This window comes from Streptomyces cupreus (assembly GCF_014257025.1).
GTDB lineage: Bacteria > Actinomycetota > Actinomycetes > Streptomycetales > Streptomycetaceae > Streptomyces > Streptomyces cupreus.
In genome coordinates, this window is the sequence record NZ_JACMSF010000001.1 from 253,948 (window position 1) to 280,046 (window position 26,099).

General features: G+C 70.8%; 23 protein-coding genes and 1 pseudogene. 11 read left to right on the plus strand and 13 right to left on the minus strand.

What is annotated here, in order from left to right; translation table 11 throughout:
* Positions 1–4 precede the first annotated feature (4 nt).
* Genes iolD through iolC form a run of 4 tightly spaced genes read right to left on the minus strand, consistent with a single transcriptional unit; the run spans position 5 to position 4,611 of the window.
* Positions 5–1,882 (minus strand): 3D-(3,5/4)-trihydroxycyclohexane-1,2-dione acylhydrolase (decyclizing), encoded by a 1,878-nt coding sequence (iolD, locus tag H4N64_RS01090; RefSeq protein WP_186279993.1) that lies wholly within the window; start codon positions 1,880–1,882, stop codon positions 5–7.
* Positions 1,879–2,784: a 5-deoxy-glucuronate isomerase gene (iolB, locus tag H4N64_RS01095; RefSeq protein ID WP_186279995.1), complete on the minus strand. Its 906-nt coding sequence runs from the start codon at positions 2,782–2,784 to the stop codon at positions 1,879–1,881. The genes iolD and iolB overlap by 4 nt, the downstream gene beginning before the upstream one ends.
* The gene (locus H4N64_RS01100; protein ID WP_186279997.1) at positions 2,781–3,653 is read right to left on the minus strand and encodes a Cgl0159 family (beta/alpha)8-fold protein; all 873 of its coding nucleotides are present in this window, start codon (positions 3,651–3,653) and stop codon (positions 2,781–2,783) included. The genes iolB and H4N64_RS01100 overlap by 4 nt, the downstream gene beginning before the upstream one ends.
* Positions 3,643–4,611, minus strand: a complete 969-nt coding sequence (gene iolC / locus H4N64_RS01105; RefSeq protein ID WP_186279999.1) for a 5-dehydro-2-deoxygluconokinase — start codon at positions 4,609–4,611, stop codon at positions 3,643–3,645. The genes H4N64_RS01100 and iolC overlap by 11 nt, the downstream gene beginning before the upstream one ends.
* Positions 4,612–4,831: 220 nt before the next feature.
* Here iolC and H4N64_RS01110 point away from each other — a divergent pair, with 220 nt between their 5' ends.
* Positions 4,832–5,833, plus strand: coding sequence for a LacI family DNA-binding transcriptional regulator (locus H4N64_RS01110; protein WP_186280001.1), 1,002 nt, complete (start codon positions 4,832–4,834; stop codon positions 5,831–5,833).
* A gap of 9 nt (positions 5,834–5,842) precedes the next feature.
* On the opposite strand, the gene H4N64_RS01115 is transcribed toward H4N64_RS01110, so the two are convergent.
* The 4 genes from H4N64_RS01115 to H4N64_RS01130 all read right to left on the minus strand — a co-directional run bounded on the left by H4N64_RS01115 (position 5,843) and on the right by H4N64_RS01130 (position 10,471).
* Positions 5,843–6,847 carry a sugar ABC transporter substrate-binding protein gene (locus H4N64_RS01115; RefSeq protein ID WP_186280003.1) on the minus strand — a complete coding sequence of 335 codons (1,005 nt, stop codon included), beginning with the start codon at positions 6,845–6,847 and terminating at the stop codon, positions 5,843–5,845.
* 198 nt (positions 6,848–7,045) lie between these two features.
* Positions 7,046–8,206, minus strand: a complete 1,161-nt coding sequence (locus H4N64_RS01120; RefSeq protein ID WP_186280244.1) for an MFS transporter — start codon at positions 8,204–8,206, stop codon at positions 7,046–7,048.
* Between the two features lie 145 nt (positions 8,207–8,351).
* Positions 8,352–8,975, minus strand: a complete 624-nt coding sequence (locus tag H4N64_RS01125) for a 2'-5' RNA ligase family protein (protein ID WP_260859485.1) — start codon at positions 8,973–8,975, stop codon at positions 8,352–8,354.
* A gap of 14 nt (positions 8,976–8,989) precedes the next feature.
* The gene (locus tag H4N64_RS01130) at positions 8,990–10,471 is read right to left on the minus strand and encodes an XRE family transcriptional regulator (RefSeq protein WP_260859486.1); all 1,482 of its coding nucleotides are present in this window, start codon (positions 10,469–10,471) and stop codon (positions 8,990–8,992) included.
* Positions 10,472–10,751: 280 nt separating this feature from the next.
* On the opposite strand from H4N64_RS01130, the gene H4N64_RS01135 reads away from it, so the two are divergent.
* The 5 genes and pseudogenes from H4N64_RS01135 to H4N64_RS01150 all read left to right on the plus strand — a co-directional run bounded on the left by H4N64_RS01135 (position 10,752) and on the right by H4N64_RS01150 (position 13,995).
* Positions 10,752–11,294 (plus strand): hypothetical protein, encoded by a 543-nt coding sequence (locus tag H4N64_RS01135; protein ID WP_186280005.1) that lies wholly within the window; start codon positions 10,752–10,754, stop codon positions 11,292–11,294.
* Entirely contained in the window at positions 11,291–11,791 is a 501-nt protein-coding gene (locus tag H4N64_RS01140; protein ID WP_186280007.1) for a DUF6415 family natural product biosynthesis protein, read from the plus strand. The genes H4N64_RS01135 and H4N64_RS01140 overlap by 4 nt, the downstream gene beginning before the upstream one ends.
* 190 nt (positions 11,792–11,981) lie before the next feature.
* Positions 11,982–12,245: pseudogene (locus H4N64_RS46280) on the plus strand (radical SAM protein); the annotation flags it as partial.
* Positions 12,246–12,307: 62 nt separating this feature from the next.
* Positions 12,308–12,865, plus strand: a complete 558-nt coding sequence (locus tag H4N64_RS46285; protein WP_336246607.1) for a radical SAM/SPASM domain-containing protein — start codon at positions 12,308–12,310, stop codon at positions 12,863–12,865.
* Entirely contained in the window at positions 12,862–13,995 is a 1,134-nt protein-coding gene (locus H4N64_RS01150) for a methyltransferase domain-containing protein (protein ID WP_186280009.1), read from the plus strand. The genes H4N64_RS46285 and H4N64_RS01150 overlap by 4 nt, the downstream gene beginning before the upstream one ends.
* Before the next feature lie 57 nt (positions 13,996–14,052).
* On the opposite strand, the gene H4N64_RS01155 is transcribed toward H4N64_RS01150, so the two are convergent.
* Both H4N64_RS01155 and H4N64_RS01160 read right to left on the minus strand, forming a co-directional pair.
* Complete coding sequence (locus H4N64_RS01155; protein WP_186280011.1) at positions 14,053–14,277, minus strand: helix-turn-helix domain-containing protein; 225 nt, start codon at positions 14,275–14,277, stop codon at positions 14,053–14,055.
* Positions 14,278–14,366: 89 nt separating this feature from the next.
* Complete coding sequence (locus H4N64_RS01160) at positions 14,367–15,209, minus strand: class I SAM-dependent methyltransferase (protein WP_186280013.1); 843 nt, start codon at positions 15,207–15,209, stop codon at positions 14,367–14,369.
* A 74-nt stretch (positions 15,210–15,283) separates the two neighbouring features.
* Between H4N64_RS01160 and H4N64_RS01165 the strand changes: the two genes are divergently transcribed.
* Both H4N64_RS01165 and H4N64_RS01170 read left to right on the plus strand, forming a co-directional pair.
* Complete coding sequence (locus tag H4N64_RS01165; RefSeq protein ID WP_186280014.1) at positions 15,284–15,775, plus strand: helix-turn-helix domain-containing protein; 492 nt, start codon at positions 15,284–15,286, stop codon at positions 15,773–15,775.
* 217 nt (positions 15,776–15,992) lie between these two features.
* The gene (locus tag H4N64_RS01170) at positions 15,993–17,471 is read left to right on the plus strand and encodes a glutamate-cysteine ligase family protein (RefSeq protein ID WP_186280016.1); all 1,479 of its coding nucleotides are present in this window, start codon (positions 15,993–15,995) and stop codon (positions 17,469–17,471) included.
* Between the two features lie 11 nt (positions 17,472–17,482).
* On the opposite strand, the gene H4N64_RS01175 is transcribed toward H4N64_RS01170, so the two are convergent.
* From H4N64_RS01175 to H4N64_RS01185, 3 genes are read right to left on the minus strand one after another with little or no spacing between them, the layout of a single operon-like run.
* On the minus strand, positions 17,483–18,595 hold the full coding sequence (locus tag H4N64_RS01175; RefSeq protein WP_186280018.1) for a Gfo/Idh/MocA family protein: 1,113 nt from the start codon (positions 18,593–18,595) through the stop codon (positions 17,483–17,485).
* The gene (locus tag H4N64_RS01180) at positions 18,565–19,275 is read right to left on the minus strand and encodes a ThuA domain-containing protein (RefSeq protein ID WP_186280020.1); all 711 of its coding nucleotides are present in this window, start codon (positions 19,273–19,275) and stop codon (positions 18,565–18,567) included. Before H4N64_RS01180 ends, H4N64_RS01175 begins: the two co-directional genes overlap by 31 nt.
* Complete coding sequence (locus H4N64_RS01185; protein WP_186280022.1) at positions 19,272–20,177, minus strand: hypothetical protein; 906 nt, start codon at positions 20,175–20,177, stop codon at positions 19,272–19,274. Before H4N64_RS01185 ends, H4N64_RS01180 begins: the two co-directional genes overlap by 4 nt.
* A 381-nt stretch (positions 20,178–20,558) precedes the next feature.
* On the opposite strand from H4N64_RS01185, the gene H4N64_RS01190 reads away from it, so the two are divergent.
* The 3 genes from H4N64_RS01190 to H4N64_RS01200 all read left to right on the plus strand — a co-directional run bounded on the left by H4N64_RS01190 (position 20,559) and on the right by H4N64_RS01200 (position 26,092).
* Positions 20,559–22,169, plus strand: coding sequence for a flavin monoamine oxidase family protein (locus tag H4N64_RS01190; protein ID WP_186280024.1), 1,611 nt, complete (start codon positions 20,559–20,561; stop codon positions 22,167–22,169).
* Entirely contained in the window at positions 22,166–22,807 is a 642-nt protein-coding gene (locus tag H4N64_RS01195) for a Rid family hydrolase (protein ID WP_222108372.1), read from the plus strand. Before H4N64_RS01190 ends, H4N64_RS01195 begins: the two co-directional genes overlap by 4 nt.
* A gap of 117 nt (positions 22,808–22,924) precedes the next feature.
* Positions 22,925–26,092, plus strand: a complete 3,168-nt coding sequence (locus tag H4N64_RS01200; protein ID WP_186280026.1) for an amidohydrolase family protein — start codon at positions 22,925–22,927, stop codon at positions 26,090–26,092.
* The last annotated feature ends 7 nt before the right edge of the window (positions 26,093–26,099 follow it).

Consider the following 26,099-nt stretch of genomic DNA (forward strand, 5'->3'; position numbering starts at 1 on the left):
TTCCTTACAGGTAGTGGCGCTGGGTGAGCTTGTGGGCGGCGTACGCCTTGTGGGCGGCCCTGGTGGAGTCGAGTTCCGAGACCTCGCTGACGGGCACGTCCCACCAGCCGTGGCCGGGCGGGTTGGGGCCGTGGAGGTCGGTCTCGACATGCACGACGGTGGTGCGGCTCGCGGCCTTCGCCTTCTCCATCGCCGTGCGGAACTCCTCGACGCTCGTGGCGTGCAGGACGTCCGCGCCGAGGCTGGAGGCGTTCGCGGCGAGGTCGACGGGGAGGACGTCACCGTCGAGGAGGCCCGAATCCCCGTCCCGGTAGCGGTACTGGGTGCCGAAGCGCTGCGAGCCGAGGGACTCGGACAGGGCACCGATGGAGGCGAAGCCGTGGTTCTGGACCAGGACGATGATGACCTTCAGGCCTTCGGAGACCATGGTCACGATCTCCTGAGCCATCATCAGATAGGAGCCGTCGCCGACCAGGACGACGACCTCGCGCGACGGGTCGGCCATCTTGGCACCGACCCCGGCGGCCACCTCGTAGCCCATGCAGGAGTAGGCGTACTCCACGTGGTAGGCCTTCGGATCCCGGGCCCGCCACAGCTGTTGGAGGTCGCCGGGCATGGAGCCGGCCGCGTTGATGACGACATCGCGGTCGTCGAGTACGGCGTTGAGCGCGCCGAGGATCTCGGTCTGGGCGGGTAGCGGACCGTGCCCGACGGTGAAGCAGGCGTCCTCGATCTCCCGTGTGCGGGCGATGAGTTCACGCGTCCGCGCCCGGTACTCGGCCGGGACCTGCCAGTCCGAGAGCGCTCCGGCGAGGGCCTGGAGCCCGAGGCGGGCGTCCGCGACCAGCGGCTCCGCCGAGTGCTTCACGGCGTCCAGGCGGGCCACGTTGAGGTTGACGAACGTGACCTCCGGGTCGCCGAAGACGGTGTGGCTCGCGGTGGTGAAGTCGGAGTACCGGGTGCCGATGCCGAGGACCACATCGGCCTCGCGCGCCAGCTCATTGGCGGCGTACGACCCGGTGGACCCGATGCCGCCGACGGCGTACGGGTGGTCCCACGGCACCGCGCCCTTGCCCGCGTGGGTGTCGGCGACCGGAATGCCGGTGGCCTCGGCGAAGGCGCGCAGTTCGGTCTCGGCGCCGGAGTAGACGGCACCGCCGCCCGCCACGATCAGCGGCCTCTTCGCCCCGCGGATGAGCGCGGCGGCCCGCTCGACCGCTTGGGGCTCCGGCACCGGGCGGCCCACATGCCAGACCCGGCGCCGGAAGAAGCCGGCCGGCCAGTCGTATGCCTCGGCCTGCACGTCCTGCGGCAGCGCCAGCGTGACGGCACCGGTCTCCACCGGATCGGTCAGCACCCGCATCGCGGCGAGGGCGGCCGGGATGAGCTGCTCGGGGCGCGAGATCCGGTCGAAGTACTTCGACACGGCCCGGAAGGCGTCGTTGACGGTGACGTCCCCGCAGCGGGTGTCCTCCAGTTGCTGGAGCACGGGGTCCGCGGCGCGGGTGGCGAACATGTCGCTGGGCAGCAGCAGGACCGGCAGCCGGTTGGTGGTGGCGAGAGCCGCACCCGTGATCATGTTCGTCGAGCCGGGGCCCGTCGACGCAGTGCAGGCGAAGGTGGCCAGCCGGTCGCGCATCTTGGCGTACGCCACCGACGCGTGCACCATGCCCTGCTCGTTGCGCGCCAAGTAGTAGGGGAGATCGGCCTCTTGGGTGACGGCGGCCTGCAGCAGCGCCTGCCCGATCCCGGCCACGTTCCCGTGCCCGAAGATGCCCCACACGCCGGGGATCAGCCGCTGCTCCTGGCCGTCGCGCTCGCTGTACTGGTTCGCCAGGAAGCGGACGAGGGCCTGGGCGGTGGTGAGTCGAATGGTGTTCATCGGTGGTCTCCGAAGGGCAGCCGGTCGTCGACGTCCTGGGACTCCCACGTGGAGCGCACCCACCCGTGCGCCGGGTCGTCGCAGATCAGCCAGGCGCGGTCCTGGCCCGGACCGGCCATGATGTTGAGGTAGTAGAGGTCGTAACCGGGCGCGGCGATCGACGGGCCGTGCCAGCCGTGCGGGATCAGCACGGCGTCGCCGGAGCGGACCTCGGCGAGCACGTCGATGGGCCGCTCAGGGGTGCCGTACACCCTCCCCCACGCTCGGCTTCGCTCGCGCGGGGGCACCCCCAGGTAGCCGAAGCCGCTTTCGCCGCCGGAGACCTCGAAGTAGTAGATCTCCTCCAGCTCCGACTCCTCGCCGGGCCGGGCCTCGTCGTGCTTGTGGGGCGGGTAGGAGGACCAGTTGCCGCCGGGGGTGAGCACCTCGCAGACCAGCAGCTGCTCGGCGTCGAAGGTGCCGGGCAGGCAGTAGTTGTTGACCTGCCGGGACAAGGCGCCGGCGCCGCGCAGTTCGACGGGTACGTCCTCCTTGCGCCCGTACCGAGCCGAGTGACCTCCCCGCTCGGTACGGGCGGAGGGCAGCGCGAACCTCCCGCCGGTGGCGCTGCTGATGACGGCCTCCGCCTCGCGCGGCAGATACGCGAAGTCGGTGACCGAGGCGAACACGTCCGTCCGGCCGTCGAGTTCGAGGCTCCGCCCGTCGACGGTGACCGTGCAGCCACCGCTCAGCGGCAGGACCAGGAACTCGGACTCCCCGGTGGACAGGGTGTGCGCCTCACCCGGCCTCAGGTTCAGGATCCCGAGGCCGGAGTATCCCCAGCCCGCCGACTCGGGCGTGACCAGGAGTTCGTAGGGACCCTCGGCCGAAGTCCCCTTCGGCAGGTGGTACTTGCCGCTCACAGCAGGCTCACCGCCTTGTCGACGGCGCCGGCGATATCGCCGCCCGAGGGGTAGAGCAGGGAACGGCCCACGACCAGGCCCTGCGCGGTGGGCTGCTTCAGCGCGCGGCCCCAGGAGGCGAAGGCCGCGTCGGGGTCGGTGACTTCGCCGCCGAGCAGCAGCGCGGGCAGGGTGGAGGCGGCGAGCACACGCTCCATGTCCGCCACGACCGGCAGCTTCAGCCAGGTGTACGCGGTACGGCGGCCCAGTCCCGCCGCGATGGTGACGGACTTGACGACGGCGTCCGTGGAGAGGTCGTTGCGGATCCGTCCGTCCTGCCACTCCGACAGGAACGGCTCGACCATGGCGATGAGTTGACGGTCATTCAGCTCGTCGACGGCATGGGCCGTGTTCTCCAGGAGGGAGGGGGTGGCGGGGTCGCCGAGGGCGATTCGGGTGAGCATCTTGCCGCCGTCGAAGCCCATCGCGGCGATCGTCTCGGCGTCGTATCCGGTGAACCGGTCGTCGATCTCGAAGATCGAACCGGCGAGCCCGGCGCGGTTCATGGAGCCGAAGACGCTCTTGCCGTCGAGGACGCCGAGCAGCAGCAGGTCCTCCAGGATGTCGGCGGTGCCCAGCACGCCGGTGACGCCCGGGCGCTCCAGGGCGACGCACATGCGGTCCAGGAGTTCGAAGCGGTCGGCCATGGCGTTCGGGTCGCCGCCCACCGCGTTGGCGCCGCGCGCGGGATGGTCGGCGGCGATGATCATCGCCTTGCCGTGTTCGCCGAGCGGCGAGGTCGCGCGGACCCGGGCGGCGGCGGCCGCCGCGATGGCACCGGGGTCGCCTACCCGGGTGTCGACGATGCGGGTCACCTTCTCAGACGGCACGGTTCACCTCACGCAGCTTCTCGTCGACCTCGGCTTCGGTGGGCATCGCCTCGGAACAGGCCAGCCGGCCAGCGACGAGGGCGCCGGCGGCGTTGGCGAAGGCGACGGTGCGGGGGAGGTCCCAGCCGGACAGCAGCCCGTGGCACAGGGCGCCGCCGAAGGCGTCACCGGCGCCGAGCCCGTTGACCACGTCCACGGGGACCGGCGGGATCTCGACCGACCGCCCGTCGCGGTCCATGGCCAGCACGCCCTTCGGGCCCTGCTTGACCACGGCCAGCTCGACGCCGGCCGCCAGCAGCGCCTTCGCGGCGGCGGACGGTTCGCGCTCGCCGGTCGCCACCTCGCACTCGTCGAGATTGCCGACGGCGATGGTGGTGTGGCGCAGGGCCTCCGCGTAGGCGGCCCGGACCTCGGCCGGGTCGGTCCATACCGTGTCCTTCCAGAACACCGGCCGCCAGTCGAGGTCGAAGACGGTCGTGCCGCGCTTCGCCCGGTGGGCCAGGGCGGCGAGGGTGGCGGAGCGGCTCGGTTCTTCGCTGAGCCCGGTGCCGGTGATCCAGAAGATGCCCGCGTCCCGCACGGCGTCCAGGTCCAGCTCGTCCGGCTGGATGTCGAGGTCGGGAGCCTCGGCCAGCCGGTAGAAGTACAGCGGGAAGTCGTCCGGCGGAAAGATCTCGCAGAACGTCACCGGCGTCGGCGCGATGTCCGACGTACCGACGAACCGGCTGTCGACGCCGTATCCGTCCAGGGCCGTCCGGACGAAGTCGCCGAACGGGTCCCGGCCGGTCTTGGTGATCACGGCGGCGGCTCGGCCATGGCGTGCGGCGGCCACCGCGACGTTGGTCGGGCTGCCGCCCAGGTACTTGCCGAACGAGGTGACCTCCGCCAGTCCCACCCCTGTCTGGAGCGGATACACATCCACTCCGACGCGGCCCATGGTCAGCACTTCGAACGACATCACGCTGGTGGTCCCTTCGCCCCGGCCCGACCTGAGCGGCCTTCGTCGGGGAATCGGTGTCTGTCGCGCTCTACTAGCGCGCTCTAGTGCGAGTACGATGGCCCCTGTCCAAATGTCATGTCAATAGCTTGTTGCCGGGGAATTCCGAGAGCGCCCTTAGGGTGGGCCGCGTCGAAGGGTGGGTTCACAGGTGGATGCATCGGGCAGGCAGCGGCCCACGATGGCGGACGTCGCCGAGAAGGCGGGCGTCTCCCGCGCGCTCGTCTCGATCGTCTTCCGCGATCAGCCGGGGGCGAGTCAGGAGACCCGGGAGCGGGTGCTGCGGGTGGCCGACGAGATCGGCTACCGCCCCGACAACGCGGCCCGGCTGCTGGCCCGTGGCCGCAGCCGCACGCTCGGTGTGATGTTCACGGCCCATCAGACCTTCCACGCCGACCTGTTGGAGGGCATCTACGGCGAGGCGGAGCGGCTCGGTTACGACGTCGTGCTGTCCGCCACCGCGCCGGGACGCGGCGAGGCGAAGGCGGTCGAGTCACTGCTCAGCCACCGCTGCGAGGCGGTGATCCTGCTCGGTCCGGGCGCGGACGCGGCGGACCTCGACGCCCTCGGCGGACGTACCGCCGTCGTGTCGGTCGGCCGGCGGGTGCTCGGCGCCCGGGTCGACAGCGTCCACACCGCCGAGAGCAAGGGCATCCGCCAAGCCATGGACCACCTCGTCGAGTTGGGCCACCGCCGCATCGTGCACATCGACGGCGGCCGGGGCCCCGGCTCGGCGGAGCGACGCCGCGCCTACCGGGCCGCGATGCGCCGCCACGGCCTGGAGGACGAGCTGCGGGTCGTCCCCGGCGACCACACCGAGGAGTCCGGCATCGAGGCCGGCCGCCTGTTCCTCGCGGAACGGGACAGCGGCCGACCCCTGCCGACGGCGGTCCTGGCGGGCAATGACCGTTGCGCGATGGGCCTGTTGATGGCGCTGACGCGGGCGGGCGTGGAGGTTCCGCGCGACTTGTCGGTCGTGGGCTACGACGACAGCCACCTCTCCCATCTCATGCCGGTCGGCCTCACCACGGTCCGGCAGGACGCGGTGCTCATGGCCGAGCACGCGGTGCGATTCGCCGTGGAACGCCTGGACGACCCGGACTCGGCGCCCCGGGAGGCGGTGCTGGACCCGAAGCTGGTGGTACGCGGGACCAGCGTGCCGCCGCCCGAGAAGCCGGTCTGAGCTCTGCCCTCAGCGCGTCCCCTTCGCCGCGAACTCGGCGACCTGGTCGACGTTGTCCTTGGTGATGAACGCGGGCCCGGTCAGCACCGGGGCGGTTCCGCCGCCGCTGAAGTTGCCGTTGGTCCGGTACAGCCACAGGGCGTCGATGGCCAAGTAGCCCTGGAGGTAGGGCTGTTGGTCGACGGCGAACTCGACTGTGCCGCTCTGGACGGCCTTCACCAGATCCCTGCTGAGGTCGAAGGTCGCCACCTTCGACTCGGTGCCCGCGTCGGACACCGACTGCACGGCGGTCAGCGCGATGGGCGCGCCCAGGGTGACCACCTGGTCGATCGAGGAGTCCTGCTTGAGCTTGGCGGTGATGGTCGACTTCACGGACGGCATGTCGGTGCCGTTGACGTACAGCGTGTCGGTCTTGCCGCTGAAGCCCTTCTTCAGACCGGCGCAACGGGCTTCGAGAGCGACCTGGCCCTGCTCCTGGATCACGCAGAGGGCGTGCTTGGCGCCGAGCTGGTCGAGCCGCTCGCCGAAGGCCTGGCCCGCGATGTTCTCGTCCTGCCCGAAGTACTCCAGCATGCCGAGGTCTTTCCAGTTGTCCAGGCCGGAGTTGAAGCCGACGACCGGGATACCGGCCGCCTTCGCCTTGGCGACCACGTCCTTCATGGCGTCCGGCTTGGCGGCGGTCAGCGCGATGCCGTCGACCTTCTGGTCGATGGCGTTCTGCACGAGGTTCGCCTGGGTGCCGGCGCTGGGGTCGCTTGAGTAGACGAGCTTGACGTTGTCCTTGGCGGCGGCGGCCTCGGCACCCTTGCGGACGATGTCCCAGAAGGTGTCGCCGGGGGAGGCGTGGGTGATCAAGGCGATCGTCATCCGGGGAGTGTCGGCCTTGCCCGCGGAGGCGTTGGCGGAGCCCTCCTCGGACTCCTTCCCGCCGGAACTGCTGGAGCAGCCGGCGACGAGGAGGGCGCCGACGAGGGCGGCGGCGGTGAGAGCGGCGGATCGGCGGTGTCTGCGCATGTCCCTGTGCACCTCGCTGTGCTGATGGGGGCGTGGATGTTGAGCGGGAGCCCGATGAGCCCTGGGGCGGGGAGATCCTGCAGGTGCGTACTAGAGCGCTTTATTAGCGCGCTCTAGTGGCACGTACTATGAGTCCGCCCCAGAGGGATGTCAACGGGTTTGTCAGGACGTCTCAACAAGGGGCTTGCGGGGGCCCGGTCAGCCTGTTGCCGCGTGCCGGGTCGCGAACCCGATGACGGCGGCGACGGCGGCGAGCACGGCGACGCTGGTCAGGGCGGTCGGCAGGGAGAACCACTCCGCCATGAAGCCGATCGCGGGCGGGCCGAGGAGCATGCCGCCGTAGCCGAGCGTGGAGGCGGTCGCGACACCGCTCGGTCCGGCGAGCGCGCCGGCGCGCTCGATGGCGATCGGGAAGAGGTTGGCGAGACCGAGCCCGGTGACGGCGAACCCGACGAGCGTGGCCCACACGGAGGGTGTGAGCGAGCCGAGGAGCATCCCGGCGGCCGCGGTGGCACCACCGACGACGACGGTACGGGTGCGGCCGAGCCGCTGGAGCAGCGTCGACCCCGTCAGCCGCCCGAGCGTCATGGCGAGCGCGAAGCATGAGTAGCCCACGGCCGCGAGCCCCGGTGATGCATCCAGGTCCTGCTCGAGATGGAGCGCGCCCCAGTCGGCCATGGCGCCCTCGCCGTACGCCGTGCACAGCGCGATCAGCCCGAAGACGGTGACGAGTCCGCGGGTACGGCGGTCCAGGCGCCGCGGGCTCGTCTCCTGGGGCCGCGTTGCCTGGGGCGGTGCGATCCGCAGGAGCACGCGCCCCGCGAAGGCGGTGACCAGGAGTCCGACGAAGGTGAGGCCGAGCAGATGCCGCGTGGGGGAGAGGTTGCCGGCCACCAGCCCGCCAAGTCCCGCGCCCACCATTCCGCCCAGGCTGAAGGCCGCGTGGAAGCTGGGCATGATCGGCCGCTGGAGCGCGGTGACGAGATCGACGGCGGCGCTGTTGAAAGCGACGTTGATGCCGCCGTACGCGGCGCCGAAAACGAGCAGTACGGCGGTGAGGGCGGGGACGGAGTGGGTGAGCGGTGGCAGGGCGACGCTGAGGGAGAGCAGGACGGCGCAGAAGACGGTGACCGGATGGCTGCCGTAGCGACGGCAGAGCCGTCCGGTGAGCGTCATCGTGATCACCGCTCCTGCGGAGACACCCAGAAGCGCGAGCCCCAGGCTTCCGGCTGACGCGCCGACCTGCTCCTTGATCGCCGGGATGCGCACGACCCACCCGGCGAAGACGAAGCCGTCCATGGCGAAGAAGACGGTGAGGGCGATACGGAGGCGGGTGAGGTCGGTGGCGGTTCCCGGCACGACGTTGTGCGAGCGGGGTTTGTTTATTTGCGGCACAAAGTCAGGCTAGGTGGGGTGGGGTGATGGGGCAAGGGTGAGGTGGCACCCCCCTTTGGCTGCCACGCGGAGGGGTGGAACGCCCCTGCTCCGGCAGCAGGGGCTTCCTTCAGCCGAGCGGCACGGTGGCGAAGGGCTCCCACTCGTACATCTGGTTGTCGCGGTGGATGACGATCAGCTCCGCGCTGGAGATGCGAGCTTGCGCTGGGGAGAGTTCCCTCCCGGCAAGTGCCTGCGCGATCGGCTCCGAAGGTCCGTCGCTGGAGCTGTACGCCACCGAGACGTGAGGTGTGAACCCTTCCGCCTTCTCGGGCACTTCGTTCAGGACGTCACCGATGGAGGCGCGGATGGAGTCCCGTACGGCCCGCACCGGAGCGTCCGGCTGGACGTGCAGGAGGACGGCCTCGGGGTCCAGGACTTCAGGCCCGATCTTGAGGTCGAAGGCCGGGATGGCGGCGAGGCGTGCAGCAGCAGCGTCAACGATGGCCTGGACGTCGTGTTCCTTCACGTCTCGCACGAAACCGATGCCCTGCATGGTCAGGTGCAGCCACTCGTCGGGGATCGGAGTGAGGACATCGCCCAGCGGTGCCAGAGCGGCCCGGTACTCGGCAGCGAGCCGGTGCACGTCGCCCTGGCCCTCGAACGTCAGATGCCAGGTGTAGAAGCGCCGGCCCACGCTCCAGCCGGGACGCCACCACCAGTGGTTGCGCATGATCTCGGTGTGAGTCGTCATACTTCGAGATCAAATCAGGCAGAGGCTTCCCCTGGCGAGAGTGCAAGGTACCGCGGTGCGGAGTCCACGCAGAACTCTTCGATGGCGGCGCGTAGTCCGACCGCCGCTGTTCCCTGGGCGCTCGGTCGGCCCATCCCGCCGGACAGCTCATTCAAGCGACATGTGACGGGCGCCAGTCGGTGGTCGGGCGGGAGTGCGAGGACCGGTGCAAGGGCTTCCAGGGCGCCTTCAGCTTCGCCGTCGGCGAGGTGTGCCGCAGCCTGGCTGATGTGGATCTGTGCCTCTGTGCCGTACGCCCTGACACGCTGCACGGACATCAGGGAGAGGGCCCGGTCAGCTGACCGTAGTGCGTCCGCCGGGTGGCCGATACGCAGTTGTACTGCGGCGGCGTAGTTCTGCTGCCGCGCTGGCTGGCAGGCGAAGATGCCGCCGACCTCGTCTTCACCGCTCACGCCGTCACGAGCATCGTCGGAGCGAGCAAGCGCGGCCATGGCCTCGTCGTGCGCCCCCAGTTCCGACCAAGCGTCGGCTTCCTGGCAGGCGAGCAGGACGCCGACGGTGCCGGAAGTTCGGAACGTGGCACCGCGACGGGCGAAGCTGATGGCGTCTCTCAGGCGTCCGTCCCAGAAGGCCACCTTCGAGCGGGTGGACAGCACCCAAGCGCGCAGGTCGTTGTAGCCCGCGAGTTCAGCGCACAGCCACGCTGTTCGCCCTTGGGTGTCCGCATCCCGCAGCTGGCCCAAGTCCGAGGACATCCACGCGAGCAGCCCACACAGATAGCCGGCGGCAACGTAAAGGTCGGCGGCTTGGCGCGGGTACTGGTGACCTTCGAGCAGGGTGAAGACGCGGTCGCGGAGTGCTCGCGTGCGAACGAACAAGGCGACGGGGTCAGATGTGAGGTAGTCCGAAGCCAGGCCTCGCATCTCCGTCATCAGCTGTTCCAGCGCGATGTCGCCGACGTTCGAGGCCTCTGCCCACTGCGCCCACGACGCCGATTCGTCCGCAGCGAGGCGTACAAGTTCGGTGCCCGATGGGTCGGCCGACAAGGAAGGAAGCTGCGGTGTGGGCGCCGGCGAAGCCGGTTCGACGTGCGCCGACTGGCTGTTGATGATGCGGACGTCGGCGTCCGGCAGGGAGCGCCGGTCGTCAAGGTCCAGGAGGTCGTGCGCACAGCATCCGAATGCCTCGGCCATGGCATGCAGCACGGCGATGCTGGGCCGCCGCGAAGAAGGGCCAGGCCACTTCTCCCACTTTCCCACCAGGGATGCGTCAGCGGCGACAGCTCCGCCGGGGTGCTGGAGGCTGGCCTGAGTGATGCGGTCCGCCGTCTCCTGGAGAGTCCAGCCGCGGGCGTGGCGCCAGGCTTCACGCGGACGCATGCGGTAGCGGGTGCGCATTTCGATGGCGATGTCGGCGACCGTGCAACCGGCGGCGGTCATGTCGTGGCGGAGGGCGTCTCGGTCGGCTTTCGACCCAGGCTTGTTGGGGCCGTTCATCGGCAAGCTCCTGCGCGGCGTCGTAGACACACGGTAGCGGCCGTGTACCCCTCCTGTGTGAGCGTCAGCCGAAGGAGCTCCGCGATGCTGCCCAACAGCGGATCCAAAAGGCCGAGTTAGCCCAGCTCACAGGCGTTCTGCCGGTCCAGGAAAGTTGGTCACCGGTGCCCGTGACGCTAACGACCCTCCTTGGAACCGTAGGAGGCCTACAGATCAGACCCGGCGGCCGCGCGAACGGCCCCGGGAGTGGCCAACGCTCGAATCAGGCAGGAGCGTCGACATGACGAACCATAGGACCCTCAGAGGGGACTGCACAGCATCAAGTCCGTCGCCCACCGAGACGGTTCAGGAGTGGCTCGCCTCGGCACACGCCTCGCCCGCCGCAGTGCACCGTGAGTGGGACAGCGAGACCCGGCTCGCCCTGATCCCGCTGGGGAAGCTCTTCGACGCGGTCCGCATCTCCGAGAGCGTCGTTCACAGCGTGGCCGGAACCGCCGAGCCGTCCACCGTGAACGGTTGGCTCGGCTGGAGCTTCAACGGCGGCCCGGTCATCCACGACCCCGCCGGCCGCCGCTACTACGCCCTCGTGCCGCCCGGCACCGCCCCGGACTGGCGAGCGCCCGCCGCCGCCTGCCTCGGCGATGGCACCTATCTGGGCGTGCCGCGTACCGATCTGACGGAGCTGGAGGAGCACGCCTCGGGCTCGTACTGGGCAGTGCCCCTCACCCGGCCGGGCTGGCTGTGCAGGACGGCCGATGTGCTGACGTTCGCCATGGTGGCTGGCTGCCTGACCCGCGTGGACGACAGCGAGGCCGAGTCGTGACCTCGATCGACCCCCCTGCCACGAACGACGCCCCGCCGGTGGACATCGCCACGATGCGCGCGAGCGTCGCCCAGGTCCTCCCGCCCGAGGTGACCCCCACCGACCGGGCCACGCTGGAGACGCTGACCGATACCCTGCGCCGCGGCATACAGCTGCTCATCCCCGAGGTTGAGCGGGCCGCCGCGAAGCAGCCCGCCGACGACATCCCGCGCTACGTGGCGCTCGCCTGCGTCCGCGAGGCCCGCGGCAAGCTGGACGCCCGCCCCCTGCTGATGCCGTCCGACGCCGCCCCGTACGTGCGCAAGCTCGGCCGGTCGCTGCTGGCGCTGTGCGATCACTACATTGCGCTGACCGGCGTCCGCGTGTGTGTGGTCTGCGACCAGTCGATCAGGCCGGGCGAATCGACGCAGCCGTACGACCAGGGCAGCCAGTCCGGAGGGTCGGCCGTCTCCGGCCGGATCCACGAGGGCTGCGTCAACGCCGTCCGCCTGCGCTGACTGGCGCCGCCCCGCCCCGGCGAAGAGGGGTCCCACGGCGACCGCAGGGTCAGGGTCGCGCCCACCACGTCTCTCCCGCCGGAGGTCCGCAAGCCTGCGGCGGGACGGGTCTCCAAGACGTCCGCCCCGGCTCCCCAACCCTGGACAGGCCGAGCAGTCGGGGCGGGGTCTCTTCCGACGAAGGGGAATCATGACCACTCCGACAGTTGCAGGGATCCGCTCCGTGGAGCTGGAGATCACCGGTCGCTGCCAGCTGAAGTGCGGGCACTGCTGCACCAGCTCCGGCCCCAAAGCGCCCGCCGGGACGATGACCTGGCAGGACTGGCTCGACGTCAGCACGGACATCGCCGAAGTCGGCATCCCCGCTGTCCAGTTCATCGGCGGTGAACCGACCCTCGCGCCGGACCTGCCCCAGTACATGGACCACGGCCTCAGCCTCGGCCTGAACGTGGAGGTGTACTCCAACCTCAGGCACATCCGGCCGCAGCTGTGGGATACGTTCCAGCGGCCGGGCGTGTGTCTGGCCGCCACTTCTACAGCGACCAGGCACAGCAGCACGAGCAGATCACCAACGGGCCCGGCAGCTACCGGCGCACCCGCGAGAACATCGCCGAGGTGGTCCGGCGGGGCATCCCTTTGCGCGTCGGCATCGTCGAGGTCCTGGAGGGCCAGCGTGTCGCTGAGGCTCAGGAGCAGCTGCGGCACTTGGGCGTGACGAGGATCCAGGTCGACCGGGTCAGGAAGGTCGGTCGTGCCGCCGCACCGGATACGTCCATCCCGAGCACGTCCGAGCTGTGCGGCAACTGCTTCCGTCACCGCATGTCCATCTCCCCGGACGGGCAGGTGTCCGGCTGCATCCTGTCGAGGTTCCTCGTCGCCGGGAACGTCCGCGAGCAGCGTCTCGCCGACATCCTTGTGAGCGAGGAGTGGCAGCAGCTGACGGATGCCGTGCCGATGCCGCGCATGGCGTGCACGCCTGACGACTCCGGAGACTGTGACCCGGCCAACACGGAGGCGTGCGACCCTGCCTATTACGCCCCGGCTCCCGCACCGATCCTCGGAGTGACCGCGTGAACTGGAAAGACCACGCCCTGGACTTGGCCGACCGCGTCACCCACCGCACCTCCCGGTGGCGTGGACCCGTCTCGTACACGCCCCGGCATCTCTTCGTGCCGCAGTGGTGGGAGCGCGAAGGCGAACAGTGGACCCTGCGTGAGCCGCTCACCGACACCGACTGGTACGCCGCTGTCTACGACGACCGCTCCCTGATCACCCGGGTTGGCGCGCTGCACGCGGACCGCGCCAAGTCCGGCGACCACCCCACGGGCCGGCCGACGTCGTCGGCCACACTGCCAAGCCTCGTGGTGCGCATGCTCGACCACGCCCGGATCGACGACGGCGACGAGCTGCTCGACGTGGGCACTGGCAGCGGGTACGGGGCAGCGCTCGCCGCGCAGGGGCTCGGCGATGCCTCGGTGACGAGCGTGGACGTCGACCCGTACCTCGTCGAGGCCGCCCGCGAGCGCCTCGACCTGGCCGGCCTGCACCCCACGCTGGAAGTGGTCGACGCGACCGGACCACTCCCTGCCCGCCGCGGCAAGTTCGACCGCATCGTGGCGACGGTCGCCGTGCGCAGCGTCCCGGAGAGTTGGCTTGCGGCCCTGTGTGTCGGAGGCCGTCTGGTCACCACGATCGCGGGGACATCGCTGTTGGTGACCGCGGAGAAGCGGGCGGATGGCAGCGCAGTGGGCCGCGTGGAATGGGACCGTGCCGGGTTCATGCACGCCCGGCGCGGCGACGACTACCCGCCCGGTGCGACCAGTCTGCTCGCGACGGCGCACGACCTGGACGGTGAGGACGTCATGACCAGCCCGTACCCGGTGGTCGACGTCGCCAACGCCTGGGACCTCGACTCCATGCTCGGTATCACCACGCCGGGCATCGAGCACTCCTACCGCGAGAACGGCGAGCGGCGCACGGCCGAGATGGCGCACGCCGACGGCTCATGGGCGCGCGCTGTCACGGCCGACGACGGGCGCACGGTCGTCCACCAGGGTGGACCGCGCCGCCTGTGGGAGATCCTCGACAGCCTGCGCGCCTACTGGCTCCAGCATGGCGAGCTGCCGGTGCGAGGCGTCCAGGTGCTCATCACCCCCGAGGGTCAGACGCGCCTTGCCCGCGGGAAGTGGCGCGCGGTGCTCTGAGCGCGCCCCCTGATCGGCCCCGCTTGTCTGCTTCCCCCGTGGCGGATGGGCGGGGTCTCATCGCGGCGTTGGGTTTGTGCCGACCCGGGTCGTGAGCGGCCCGTCGAGGACGTCCGACATCCGGAGCAGGTCGCCGAGGCGTGGGTCAGCCTGGCCGGATTCGATGCGCTGGATGTGGGCCCGGCTCAGGCCGATGGCCTCGCTGAAGCGATCCTGGGTACAGCCCGGGGCGACACGGACGTCGTCGCCGATGAGTTCGCCCAGCTTGCGGCGCCGCTTCATGATCCAAAAGGTCCCGGAGGTGATGTCCCTGCGCGAGCACACCCCGCGGCGGGCCCTGCCCAGCGCGGCCTGGACCGTGTCGCCCGTGCCTACGACGCCCGGGCGTCGACCGTCCAGCAAGCGGCGGTGAAGCGGACTTCCGTGCCCTGTACATACGGGTCGAAGGCGGCGCGGACCGTCTCGATTACGCGTGGCCGAGTGTCTTCGTCCACGTCGGGGAGGATCAGGCCGAGCGGGCCGAGTCGGGTGAAGTAGCCCACCAGCTCGCTCTCGGGCAGGGTGCAGGACAGTTCGACCGGCCGGATGTCGATCTCGGACCACCCGCTCTTTGTCAGGATGTCGCGGATCCTGTCCGGGTCCGCGAAGGCGAACTGGCCCGGCCCCTCCGGTCGTCGGGCGGGGAGGTTCGGCACGAGGGGCGCCGCGGCGCGTTCGGCCGTCGTCATGAACGGATTCTCCTCGGCGCCTCGCCAGGCGATGAACCGCAGCCAGGCCTCGTCCTTGGCGGCCCGCCGAAGGTTCGCGAAGGCTCGGACGGAGTCGGTGAAGAACATGACGCCCAGGCGCGAGATGACGGCGTCGAAGGCGGCGGGTTCGAACGCGTGATGTTCCGCGTCGGCCAGGATGAAGGACGCCGCCTCGCCCGCCCGTGCGACACGCTCCCGGGCGGCGGTGATCATCGGCTCGGAGATGTCGATGCCCACGGCATGACCGGTGGGACCGAGCCGCCGTGCGACGGCCAGCGTGGTGCTGCCGGTGCCGCAGCCGACGTCGAGCACGTGGCCTCCGCGCCCGGCGGGCACCCTCTCGACGAGCAGTTCCTCCAACGGCCTGAGCATTCCGTCCAGCAACTCCTGGGTCTCGACCCAGGCGTGGCCGGCTGCCCGCCAGCGGGCCGCCTGATCGTCGTCGGCCAGGTGTTTCGCGTCCATGATCATCTCCTGTGCTTGCCATCAGCGGGTGTGGATGACAGCGTGCTACTTCAAGTCGACTTGAGGTCAAGAAGATGACAGACCTGGACATCGGTGAGGTGGCGCGACGCGCGGACGTTCCCGCCTCGACCCTGCGGTTCTATGAGGAAAAGGGGCTGATCGCCTCGACCGGCAGGCGGGGCCTGCGCCGCCAGTACGATCCCGCCGTACTGGAGCGCCTCGCGCTGATCGCGTTGGGGCGTGCCGCCGGGTTCTCCCTCGACGAGATCGCGCGCATGTTCACACCGGACGGGCAGCCACACATCGACCGCCAGATGCTCGCGTCCAAGGCGGAGGAGTTGGAGACACGGATCCGCGAACTGGGCGTCCTGCGTGACTCCCTTCGGCACGCCGCCGCCTGCCCCGCACCGAGCCACCTCGAATGCCCCACCTTCCGCCGCCTCCTCAAGGCCGCGGCGTCCGGCGCTGTCGCCACACCGAGGAGGCGGGCTCCCGGGGCGGCCACACCGAGGAGGCGGGCTCCCGGGGCGGCCGCACCGAGGAGGCCGGCTCCGGGGGCGGGGTGATTCCCGCACGCTCGCAGGCGGTTCAGTCGCCGCGGCCCCTTCCGAGGAGGCGGTGCGCGTGCGACGTAGATCATCATTACGTTGAGTGAGGGCATGTGACGCCTGAGAGCCGTGCGCCGTCCTCGTGGCACCGCGTCCGTCGGCTGACTGTGCGGCCCCCGCCCTTGGTGCGACGCTGGAGAGGCAGGTATCCGCCGAGGTGACTCGGGAGGGCGCGATGGGACGTGACGTGCCGGCCCTGGTGTTCACGCGGGAGGACCGCCGTCGGTACCGGGAGAAGATGCACACCTGCCTCGATGTGCTGGCGCACATGCTGCGCGAGTCGAGCTTCGAGAGTGAGCGCCCCCAGGTCGGTCTGGAGATCGAGCTCAATCTGGTGGACGACGACGGGCTGCCGGCGATGCGCAACACCGACGTGCTCCAGGCCATCGCCGACCCCGCCTGGTCGAGCGAGCTGGGACGCTTCAACCTGGAGATCAACATCCCGCCCCGGCGGCTGACCGCCGGTGGCCCCTACGCCTGGGAGCAGGAGATCCGTGACGCGCTCAACCACGCCGAGGAACGCGCTTCGGCCGTGGGCGCGCACCTCATCATGATCGGCATCCTGCCCACCCTGGGGGAGGCGCACGTCGACGAGACCGCCCTGTCCGGCGATCCGCGCTACCGGCTGCTCAACGAGCAGATCTTCGCGGCGCGCGGCGAGGACCTGCGGATCACGGTGGATGGCGTGGAGCAACTGTCGACGTACGCCGACACGATCACCCCCGAGGCCGCCTGCACCAGCACCCAGTTCCATCTGCAGGTCTCGCCGAAGGATTTCGCCGACTACTGGAACGCGGCCCAGGCCGTCGCCGGCGTACAGATCGCCCTGGCCGCGAACTCGCCCTTCCTCTTCGGCCGGGAGCTGTGGCGCGAGACCCGTATCCCCCTGTTCGAGCAGGCCACCGACACCCGGCCCCAGGAGATCAAGGCCCAGGGCGTACGGCCCCGGGTGTGGTTCGGGGAGCGGTGGATCACCAGCGTCTTCGATCTCTTCGAGGAGAACGTGCGCTACTACCCGGCGCTGCTGCCGCTGTGCGACGACGAGGACCCGCAGAAGGCGCTCGACAGCGGCGGTGTTCCCCAGCTGGGCGAACTGACGTTGCACAACGGCACGATCTACCGATGGAATCGCCCCGTCTACGCCGTCACCGACAGCGGCCCGCACCTGCGCATCGAGAACCGCGTCCTGCCCGCAGGACCCACCGTCGCCGACATCATCGCCAACGGCGCCTTCTACTACGGCCTGACCCGCGCCCTCGTCGACGAGGACCGGCCGGTCTGGACGCGCATGTCCTTCACGGTCGCCGAGGAGAACCTCCACACCGCCGCCCGCGACGGCATCGACGCCCGTCTGTACTGGCCCGGCACGGGCGAAGTGCCGGTCACGGAACTGGTGTTGCGGCGCCTGCTGCCCCTGGCCCATCGGGGCCTTGAGCTGGCCGGCATGGACGCGGCGTGGCGCGAGCCCCTGCTCGGCATCATCGAGCAGCGCTGCGTCACCGCCCGTAACGGCGCCCTGTGGCAGGCGGAGACGGTTCACCACCTGCAGAAGGCCGGCACCCCCGACCGGGGCGAGGCACTGCGGCAGATGACCCAGGCGTACATGGACTACATGCATCTGAACGCACCCGCACACACCTGGCCCGTGGACTGACCCCGACGGCCTCAGCCGGTGATCCGTCCTCTCCACTCCTCCACGGCCGTCAGCGGAACGCGGGCCGGAGGCTCCGCCGAGGTCGTCAGCTCGATGCGGCGGCCCTCGGCCGACGAGCGGAGCAGCGCGCTCATCGTCTCCAGCACGTGCAGGGCGAGTTCACCGTTCGCGCGGGGCGACCGCCGCCCGTCGGCGGTGACGAAATCGAGGAGGCCCACGCCGCGGGCGCCACTGACGTAGCCTGCCGACGGTGGGAGCGTGCGCCACTGTGCGGCGCCGAGTTCGAAGAGCCGTATCTCTCCGCCGAAGCCGTTCGGATCCGGAACCGTGAGGGTTCCCGTCTCGCCGTGGACCTCGATGGGCGCGGCCGTGGTGGTCACGCCGTCGAAGCTCGTCGTGATCGTCGTCAGGGTCCCGCCCAGGTGCTCCAGCACCCCGGAGACATGGCTGTCCACCTCGACCGGTATCCGCTCGCCCGCGCGCGGTCCGGAACCGATGACGCGCTCCGTGCGCAGCCGGCTCGAGGCCCCGATCACGGCGCGCACCGGACCCAGCAGGTGGATCAGGGACGCGAGATAGTACGGGCCCATGTCCAGCAACGGACCACCCCCGGCGGTGTAGTAGAAGTCCGGGTGGGGGTGCCAGCGTTCGTGTCCCGGGGTGACCAGTGTGGCCGAGGTGAAAAGGGGGCGGCCGATGGTTCCCGCCTCCACAACCGCCCGCGCCGTCTGGATCCCGGTGCCCAGGACGGTGTCCGGCGCACACCCCACCCCCACCCCCGCCTTCGCGGCGGCCTCCAACACCGCATGGGCGTCAGGGAGGTTGGCGGCCAGCGGCTTCTCCCCGTAGACGTGCTTGCCGTGGCGTATGGCGCCGAGGGCGATCTCGGCGTGGGCCGCGGGGACGGTGAGGTTCAGGACCGTGTCCACGTCCGGGCTGCTCAGCAACTCCTCTACGGACAGCGCCCGGACGCCCGGCAGTTCGGCGGCGACCGCGGCCGACCGTGCGGCGTCGAGATCGGCGACCGCGGTGACGCGTAGGGCGGGATGGCCGACCAGCGTGTCCAGGTACGCGCGGGAGATGACTCCGAGCCCTACGACGCCGATGCGGTGCGCGTCGCCCACAGCATGCCCCTCTCGATGATGGTGCGGACGCTGGGGTCCGCCAGAACGTCGAGGCTGTGCCCCGGTGTTGTCACCACGATGCGCCCGGCTCCCCAACGGCGGGTCCAGACCGCCGGCGAGACGACCGGGCGGTGCCAGGGCTGCCACGGCCGGACGGGATGGGTGGTGGTGGCCAGGACGTCGATCAGGTCGTCGTGGAGCACCCAGTACTGCTCGGTGTGCAGCTCGAAGTCCTCGATGCCCGCCGTGACGGGGTGTTCGCGGCCGAGCTCCGTGATGTGGACGGCGTACGGCAGGTAGTTGTCCTCCTGGACACCCCGACGCTCGCACGGTTCCCTGCCCGGGTGGGTCGCGAACTGGCCTCCGACCAGGTGGAGATAGTCGGAGGAAGCGCGGAAGGAGTCGGCGATGCCACCGTGCCAGCCGGTGAAGCCGGTGCCGGCCTCGATCGCCGTACTCAGTCCCGACAACTGCTCGGCGGTGATCTCCGACATCGTCACGCACTGCACGACGAGGTCGGTGTCGGCCATCTCGGTGGTGGCGGCGTAGACGTCGGTGGACTCCTCGACACGGACGGTGTATCCGCTGTCCCGGAGGAAGGGCAGGAACAACTCCGTGGCTCCGACCGGCTGGTGTCCCTCCCACCCGCCTCGGACCACCAGGGCTTTCTTCCGCGTCATCTCGTTCCTTCATGGATCCCCGGGGACGGCGCGCCCTCACTATGCACCAGGCACTCGTATTCAGGAACTCGTCGGTGGTGAGGGGCCGTACGTGCCGCTGGTGCAGCCGGGCGCCGACCAGCCGGGCCGGCCGGGCGAGGTCCAGGAAACGGTTGGCCGCCTGTACGTCGGCCAGTTGGCTCCAGGCCGACGCCATCAGCTGCTCCTGCTCGCGCTGCACGGACCGTGTACCGAGGCCGGCGGCGACCCGCCAGCGCGGGTCGAGGTCGGGCGGGCGCGCGCAGTCCGGGCGGCGCTGCGCAGCGGGAGGGCGATCCCGTTCTCCCGCCACCCTCGAAGCGGACGCCCTGCGCGTCGAATCGGGCCTGTAGGTCGCCCTCCAGCGCCAGTCCGCCCGGTACGAGCAGGGTGAGCAAGTCGTCGCCGGGCAGGGTGAGTTGCACACCGCGCACGGAGAGCCTCAGCGCGGCGCCGGCCGGGTCGGAGGGCACGGTGAGGGTGAGCGTGATGTCCTGCCGTACCCGCAGGACGTCGGCGAGGCGGAGCGTGCCGAGGTTCACCACGAAGGCGACCTCGGGCGGCAGCGCGGTGGCCAGTACTCGGACGTCGTCCGCCGTGGCCGTGAGCACCTCCGGCACGGTGAGGCTCCAGGACGGGACGACGTCGTCCGCCGCTGCGGCGAGCAGCGCCAGCAGCCGGGGCCACAGGTCGCCGGCCTGGTCGGCGTCCGGGGCGCCGAGCCGGGACAGCAGCGTCGAGGGGGTCAGCCGGGCGCCCGGGAGCCCGAGCGCCTCCGCCAGCTTCGCGCGCCGCTGGGCGGGGTCGAGGGGGCCGAGGGATCCCAGCACTCCGGCCAGCCCGCTGCGCAGTTGGCCGGCGAGACCGGCGACTGTTCCGCTCATGCTGCGGCTCCCTCTCCCGGCCGGGTGACGTCATCGGTACACCCGGCGTGTGTCCCCCGACCGCTGCGGAGGCCTGAGTGTAGGGCGGCTTTCGGGCGCGGCGGAATCCTTCCGGCAATCGCTATCGGGTTCGATAAAAGCCCTGGTGGGGACGGGTGTTCACGCGTGGGCCGGCTGTGCACTCAAGTGGTGTCGGCGTACGGCGCGGGCGCTGCCGGCTCTGCGCTCATCCCACGGATACGTCATCGGCATAGCCCTGAAACACTCCTGACGGACCCTCATCTGGCACCTCCGGTCTCATCGGCAACTCACCCCCCACGTGACCGGTTGACAGGACGTCGTGTCCGGACCTTGTGCCCGGGCGCGGGTGAGGAGGAGTGGATGGCTGCGGAGAGATCCACGGCATCACGGCGGAACTTCCTGCGCTCCGTCGGAGTCGCGGGCGGCGCGGGAGTGCTCTACTCGGCGATGGGGGCACTGGGCCTCGCGCCGGTGCCCGACGTACGGGCGGCGGAGTACCGGGCGCCGCGAGGGAGCGACTTCGCGCTCAGTGGGCGGAGCGGGAAGAAGGTGCTCGTTCTCGGGGGTGGCATAGCCGGTCTGGCCACCGCCTACGAACTCGGCAAGGCCGGCTACGACTGCCGGATTCTGGAGGCCAAGGACCGGCCCGGCGGACGGAACTGGACCGTGCGCGGCGGTACGAGCCTCACCGACCTCGACGGGCGTGCGCAGACCGCCTCGTTCAGCAAGGGCCAGTACATGAACGCCGGGCCCGCCCGGCTGCCCCAGTCGCATGTCACGCTTGAGTACTGCCGTGAACTGGACGTTCCCATCGAGGTGTTCACCAATCAGAACGCCAACGCGTACATCTATCACGAGAAGAGTGCCGCCCTCGCGGGGCAGCCGATGCGCTGGCGGACCGCGAAGGCCGACGTCTACGGCTATGTCTCCGAACTGCTCGCCAAGGCCACCGACCAGGGCGCCCTGGACGCCGAACTGACCGCCGCCGACAAGGAACGGCTGATCGCCTTCCTGCGCAACTTCGGCGCCATCAAGGGCAAGGCGGACGGCTACGCCTACACCGGCAGCGACCGGCGCGGCTACGCCGTGGAACCCGGCGCCGCCTTCGAGGCGGGCACCGTGCTCGGTCCGGTGCCAACGTTGTCGGACGTCATCGCGAGCGGCGTCGGGCAGCGCTTCACCTTCGAGTTCGGCTACGACCAGGCCATGCTCATGTTCCAGCCGGTCGGCGGCATGGACGCCATCCCCTACGCCCTCGCCAAGGCCATCGGACCTGACCGGATCACCTACGGCGCCGAGGCGCTGGAGGTCACCGACCTGGCCGACGGCGCCGATGTCACCTACCGGGACGCCCAGGGCCGTATCCGTACCCGGCACGCGGACTTCGTCGTCGCCGCCGTACCGCCCATGGTCATGGCCCGCATCAAGCACAACCTCGGCGCGGATGTCACCGCCGCGCTGAAGTACCCCACCGCCACACCCGTCGGCAAGATCGGCCTGGAGTACGGCAGCCGCTGGTGGGAGACCGACGAGCACATCTACGGCGGCATCACGCCCACCGACACCGACCTGGCCACCATCTGGTACCCGTCCTACGGCTACCACGGAAGCCGAGGCACCCTCATCGGCTACTACAACTTCGGCGCCGACGCCCTCAGTTACAGTGCGCTGCCGCACCAGGAGCGGCTCGCCCGGGCGGTCAGCCGGGGCGTGAAGATCCACGGCGAGAAGTACCGCACCGAACTCGCCCACTCCTTCAGCGTCGCCTGGCACCGCACCCCGTACATCGAGGGCGGCTGGGTCGGCTGGGCCTCGCAGAACGGACCGGAGTACAAGCGCCTCAACCAGCCCGCCGGACATGTCTACTTCGCGGGCGACTGGCTCAGCCATGTGATCGCCTGGCAGCACGGCGCGTTCAGCTCCGCCCGCAAGGTCGTGACCGACATCCACGAGAGGGTGATGGCCGCGTGAAGCGCCGTACGAAAGTCGTCGTCGGTACGGCCCTGACCGCCACGCTCCTCACCGGCGGCACCGCGCTCGCCGATGCCCGCGGCTGGTGGCCGGGACCGAAGGAAGTGCGCGTGATGCTGCCCGAGGGGCAGTCCAACCCGGCCATCGCCAATGGCGTCGTCACGGGCGGGGAGGTCGCCCTCTACCAGAGCAGCGGCCTCGGGCCCTCCGCGCTCAACCCCTCGGCCCCTGACGGGAGTCCGGAGCGCTACACCGACCCGTCGCTCACCGAGGGCGCCCAAGGCGTCACGGTCACCGAGGCGCAGGCGCTCGTGGTGCTGCGCAACATCAAGAACAACCTGGAGGCCGCGGGCCTCACCCCGGCCGACGTCATCACGATGAAGTGCTATCTGATGAAGCCGCCCGGCGCGGAGACCGCCGACTACGCGGGGTGGAACCGTGCGTACCGGCAGTATTTCGCCAATATCGACCTGACGACCCATCAAGTCGTGGCCGTGCCGATGGGCACCTCTACGCCCAGGGCGCCGCTGCTCGCCAACCAGGCCCGCCCGGCGCGGGCCACGATGGAGGTCGCCTCGCTGGCGGTCAAGGGGTGGCTGGTCGAGGTCGAGGTGACGGCGGCGTACCGCAGACGCTGACGGTGAAGATCGGCCGAGAAACACCGGGGCGGGACCGCGTGCCGGATCCCGCCCCGTACGTTTCCCTCATCCGTCTCTCCTGTTCCGGCACACCAACCCCGTGCACTGGGAGCTCCCTTGGACGTCGAAGACACCTCAGCCTCCGCCCTCTCCCGCCGCCGGTTCCTCCAGGCGAGCGCCTCGGCCACCGCGCTCGTCACCCTCGGCACTCCCGCCGAAGCCGACGCCTTGGCCACGACGACCCTCTCCCTCACCGCCGCCACGGGTGGCTCCGCGACCCTCTCGCCCTCCGGGGACACGCTCGTCGCCGAAATCCAGAACGTGCTCTGGTCCGTGCCGCGCACCGGAGGCACCGCCGTCGCGCTGACCCCGCCCGGCCTGGAACCGACCCGGCCGCAGTACTCGCCCGACGGCAGCCGTCTCGTCGTGTGCGCCTACCGCGGCGGCGGGTTCCACCTCTGGACGCTGCGGCCCGACGGCAGCGATATGCGCCCGCTCACCGACGGACCCTGGGACGACCGCGGCCCGGCCTGGTCGCCGGACGGCACCCGGGTCGCGTTCGCCTCCGAGCGCGGCGGCGACACCGTGACCGGCAGCCCGTACCGCATCTGGGTCGTCGATGTGCGCACCGGCGCGCTCACCCGGCTCACCGGCCTGCCCGGTCAAGAAGGTCCCGAGCGGTGGGAGGACTTCGACCCCACCTGGTCCCCGGACGGTGAGCGTGTGCTGTTCGTCCGGGCGGCCGTCACCGCGAGCGGCGCCCTCCGGGCCTCCACCGTCGCCTCGGTCGCCGCCGACGGTTCGGGACCGGTCGACATCGAGCACACCGACACCTCGGGCGCCCAGGTGATGACCCCGGCCCTGTCGCCGACCGGCCGCCTCGCCTACCTCCGTACGACGCCCTCACCCGCCGCCTCCTGCACTCTCGTCGTGGCCGGCGAGCCGGTCGCCGTCGACGGCGACGTCCTGTCCGCGCCACCCCGCTGGACCGACGACGGACGCCTGCTCCTCGCCGTCGACGGCCACTTCCGGCTTCTCGACCCGGCGGCGCCGGGAACGGGGGAGGAGATCCCGTTCACGGCGACGATGCCGGTGCACCGGCCCCGCTACCGCGTCAAGAAGTACGACTTCGAAGGCGCCGGCACCCGGCCGGTACGCGCCCTGCACCTCCCCGCCCTCTCACCGGACGGCCGCAGCGTGGCCTTCGCCGCGCTCAACGCCCTCTGGATCGCCGACACCGAGGGCGGACGCGCACCCCGCAGGATCCTTCAAGTCCCGCCCACGCGCTATGTGTTGGCGCCGACCTGGACGCCCGACGGCAAGGCGCTGCTGTACGCCGACGACCGCGACGGGCTCTTCTCGGTGCGGCGGCGCGAGCTCGACTCCGGCACGGAGACCGTGCTCGCCGAGGGCGGCCGGGTCTTCCCCGCGCTCTCGCCCGACGGGACACGGCTGGCCTGCCTGGACATGTCCGGGAACCTGGTGGTGCGCGACCTGTCCGAGGGCACCGAACAAGTCCTCGCCGCACCCCTCGGCGGCGGCGGAATTCCCGGACGCCCCAGCTGGTCGCCGGACGGCCGCCGAGTGGCCCTCTGCGACCGCAACCGCCTCAACCAGCGCTTCCGCGAGGGCTACAACCTCATCCGGGTCGTCGATACGACCACCAAGGCCGCCGTCCTGCACGCCCTCGCCCCGCACACCTCGCTCTCCGACCGCTACGACTCCGGCCCCGTCTGGTCCCCGGACGGCCGCTGGATGGCCGTGGTCGCCGAGTCGGCACTGTGGCTCCTGCCGGTCGGCGCCGACGGCACCCCGGCCGGCGAACCGCGCCGCCTCACCACCGAACCCGCCGACCACCCCTCCTGGTCCGGTGACTCCCGCACCCTGCTCCACCTCTCGGCAGGCAGACTGCGCCTGATCGACATCGAGTCCGGCACGGCCCGTACGGTCCGGGTCCCGCTCGACTACCGCAGACCCCGGCCCGCCGACACCGTCGTGCACGCGGGCCGCTTCTGGGACGGCACCGGCGACGAGGTCCGCGAGGACGTCGACGTCGTCGTACGCGACGGCCGTATCGCCGAGGTGTCCGCGCACCGCGGCGGACGGCCCGCCGGACGACTCATCGACGCCTCCGGCCGTACCGTCCTGCCGGGTCTGTGGGACGCGCACACCCACCCCTGGCAGTCCACCTACGGCGGCCGGCAGTGCGCGCTCCAGCTCGCCTACGGCATCACGACCGCGGTCTCGCTCGGCGGCTTCGCCTACGAACAGGCCCGCATCCGGGAGGCCGTCGCCGCCGGAGTGCTCGCCGGACCGCGGCTGCTGGCCACCGGCGAACTCCTCGACGGGGCACGCGTCGCCTACAGCATGGGCCGCGCCCATCGCACCCGCGAGGGTCTGCAACGGTCACTGGCCCGTGCGGCGGCGCTGGACTGGGATTTCGTGAAGACGTACGTCCGTGCTCCCGGCTGGATGATGAAGGAGGCCTCGGACTTCGCCCATGAGCGGCTCGGTGTGCGGAGCGGAAGTCATCTGTGCACCCCGGGCGTACAGCTCGGCCAGGATCTGACGACCCATCTGCAGGCCACGCAGCGACTGGAGTTCGGGCACGCGACCAGCGCCGGGGGCCGGGCGTACCAGGACGTCGAGGAGATCTACACCAAGGCCGGTTTCCACCTCGTCGCCACCCCCTTCACGGCCTTCCCCCTGCTCGGCTCCGACCCCGCGCTCGCCGAGGACCCGCGCGTCACCACCCTCATGCCGCCGTGGGACGTCGTGCTGGTCCGCCAGCAGGCGGCGCAGCCGCCGACAGCCCCGCAACTGGCCACGCTGGACCGCGAGTTCGCCGTCTACCGACGGATCCTCGCGGGCGGCGGACTCATCGCGCTGGGCACCGACCAGCCTCTCGTCCCGGTCGGGCTGCATCTGCACCTGGCGCTGCGCGCCCTGCACCGCGCGGGACTGTCCCCGGCCGAGGCGCTGCGCACCGCCACCGTGCTGCCGGCCCGCGTGTACGGCGCCGACGCGGACCTCGGCACCCTGGAGGAGGGGAAGTTGGCCGATCTGACGGTGGTGGACGGGGATCCGTTCAGCGACTTCGACAGCCTGATCCGGACGGTGGCGGTGGTGCGCGGGGGCGTGCACTTCGAGCAGGCGCAGCTGGTCGGCGCCTTCGAGAAGGTGTCGTACGCCGGGGACTGGCACGAGGTCAGCCGTCAGTTGCGGCGCGACGGATGCTGCGATCCCGGATCAGGTCACTTGTCCCGGACTCTTGACTCGGATTGAGTCAGTC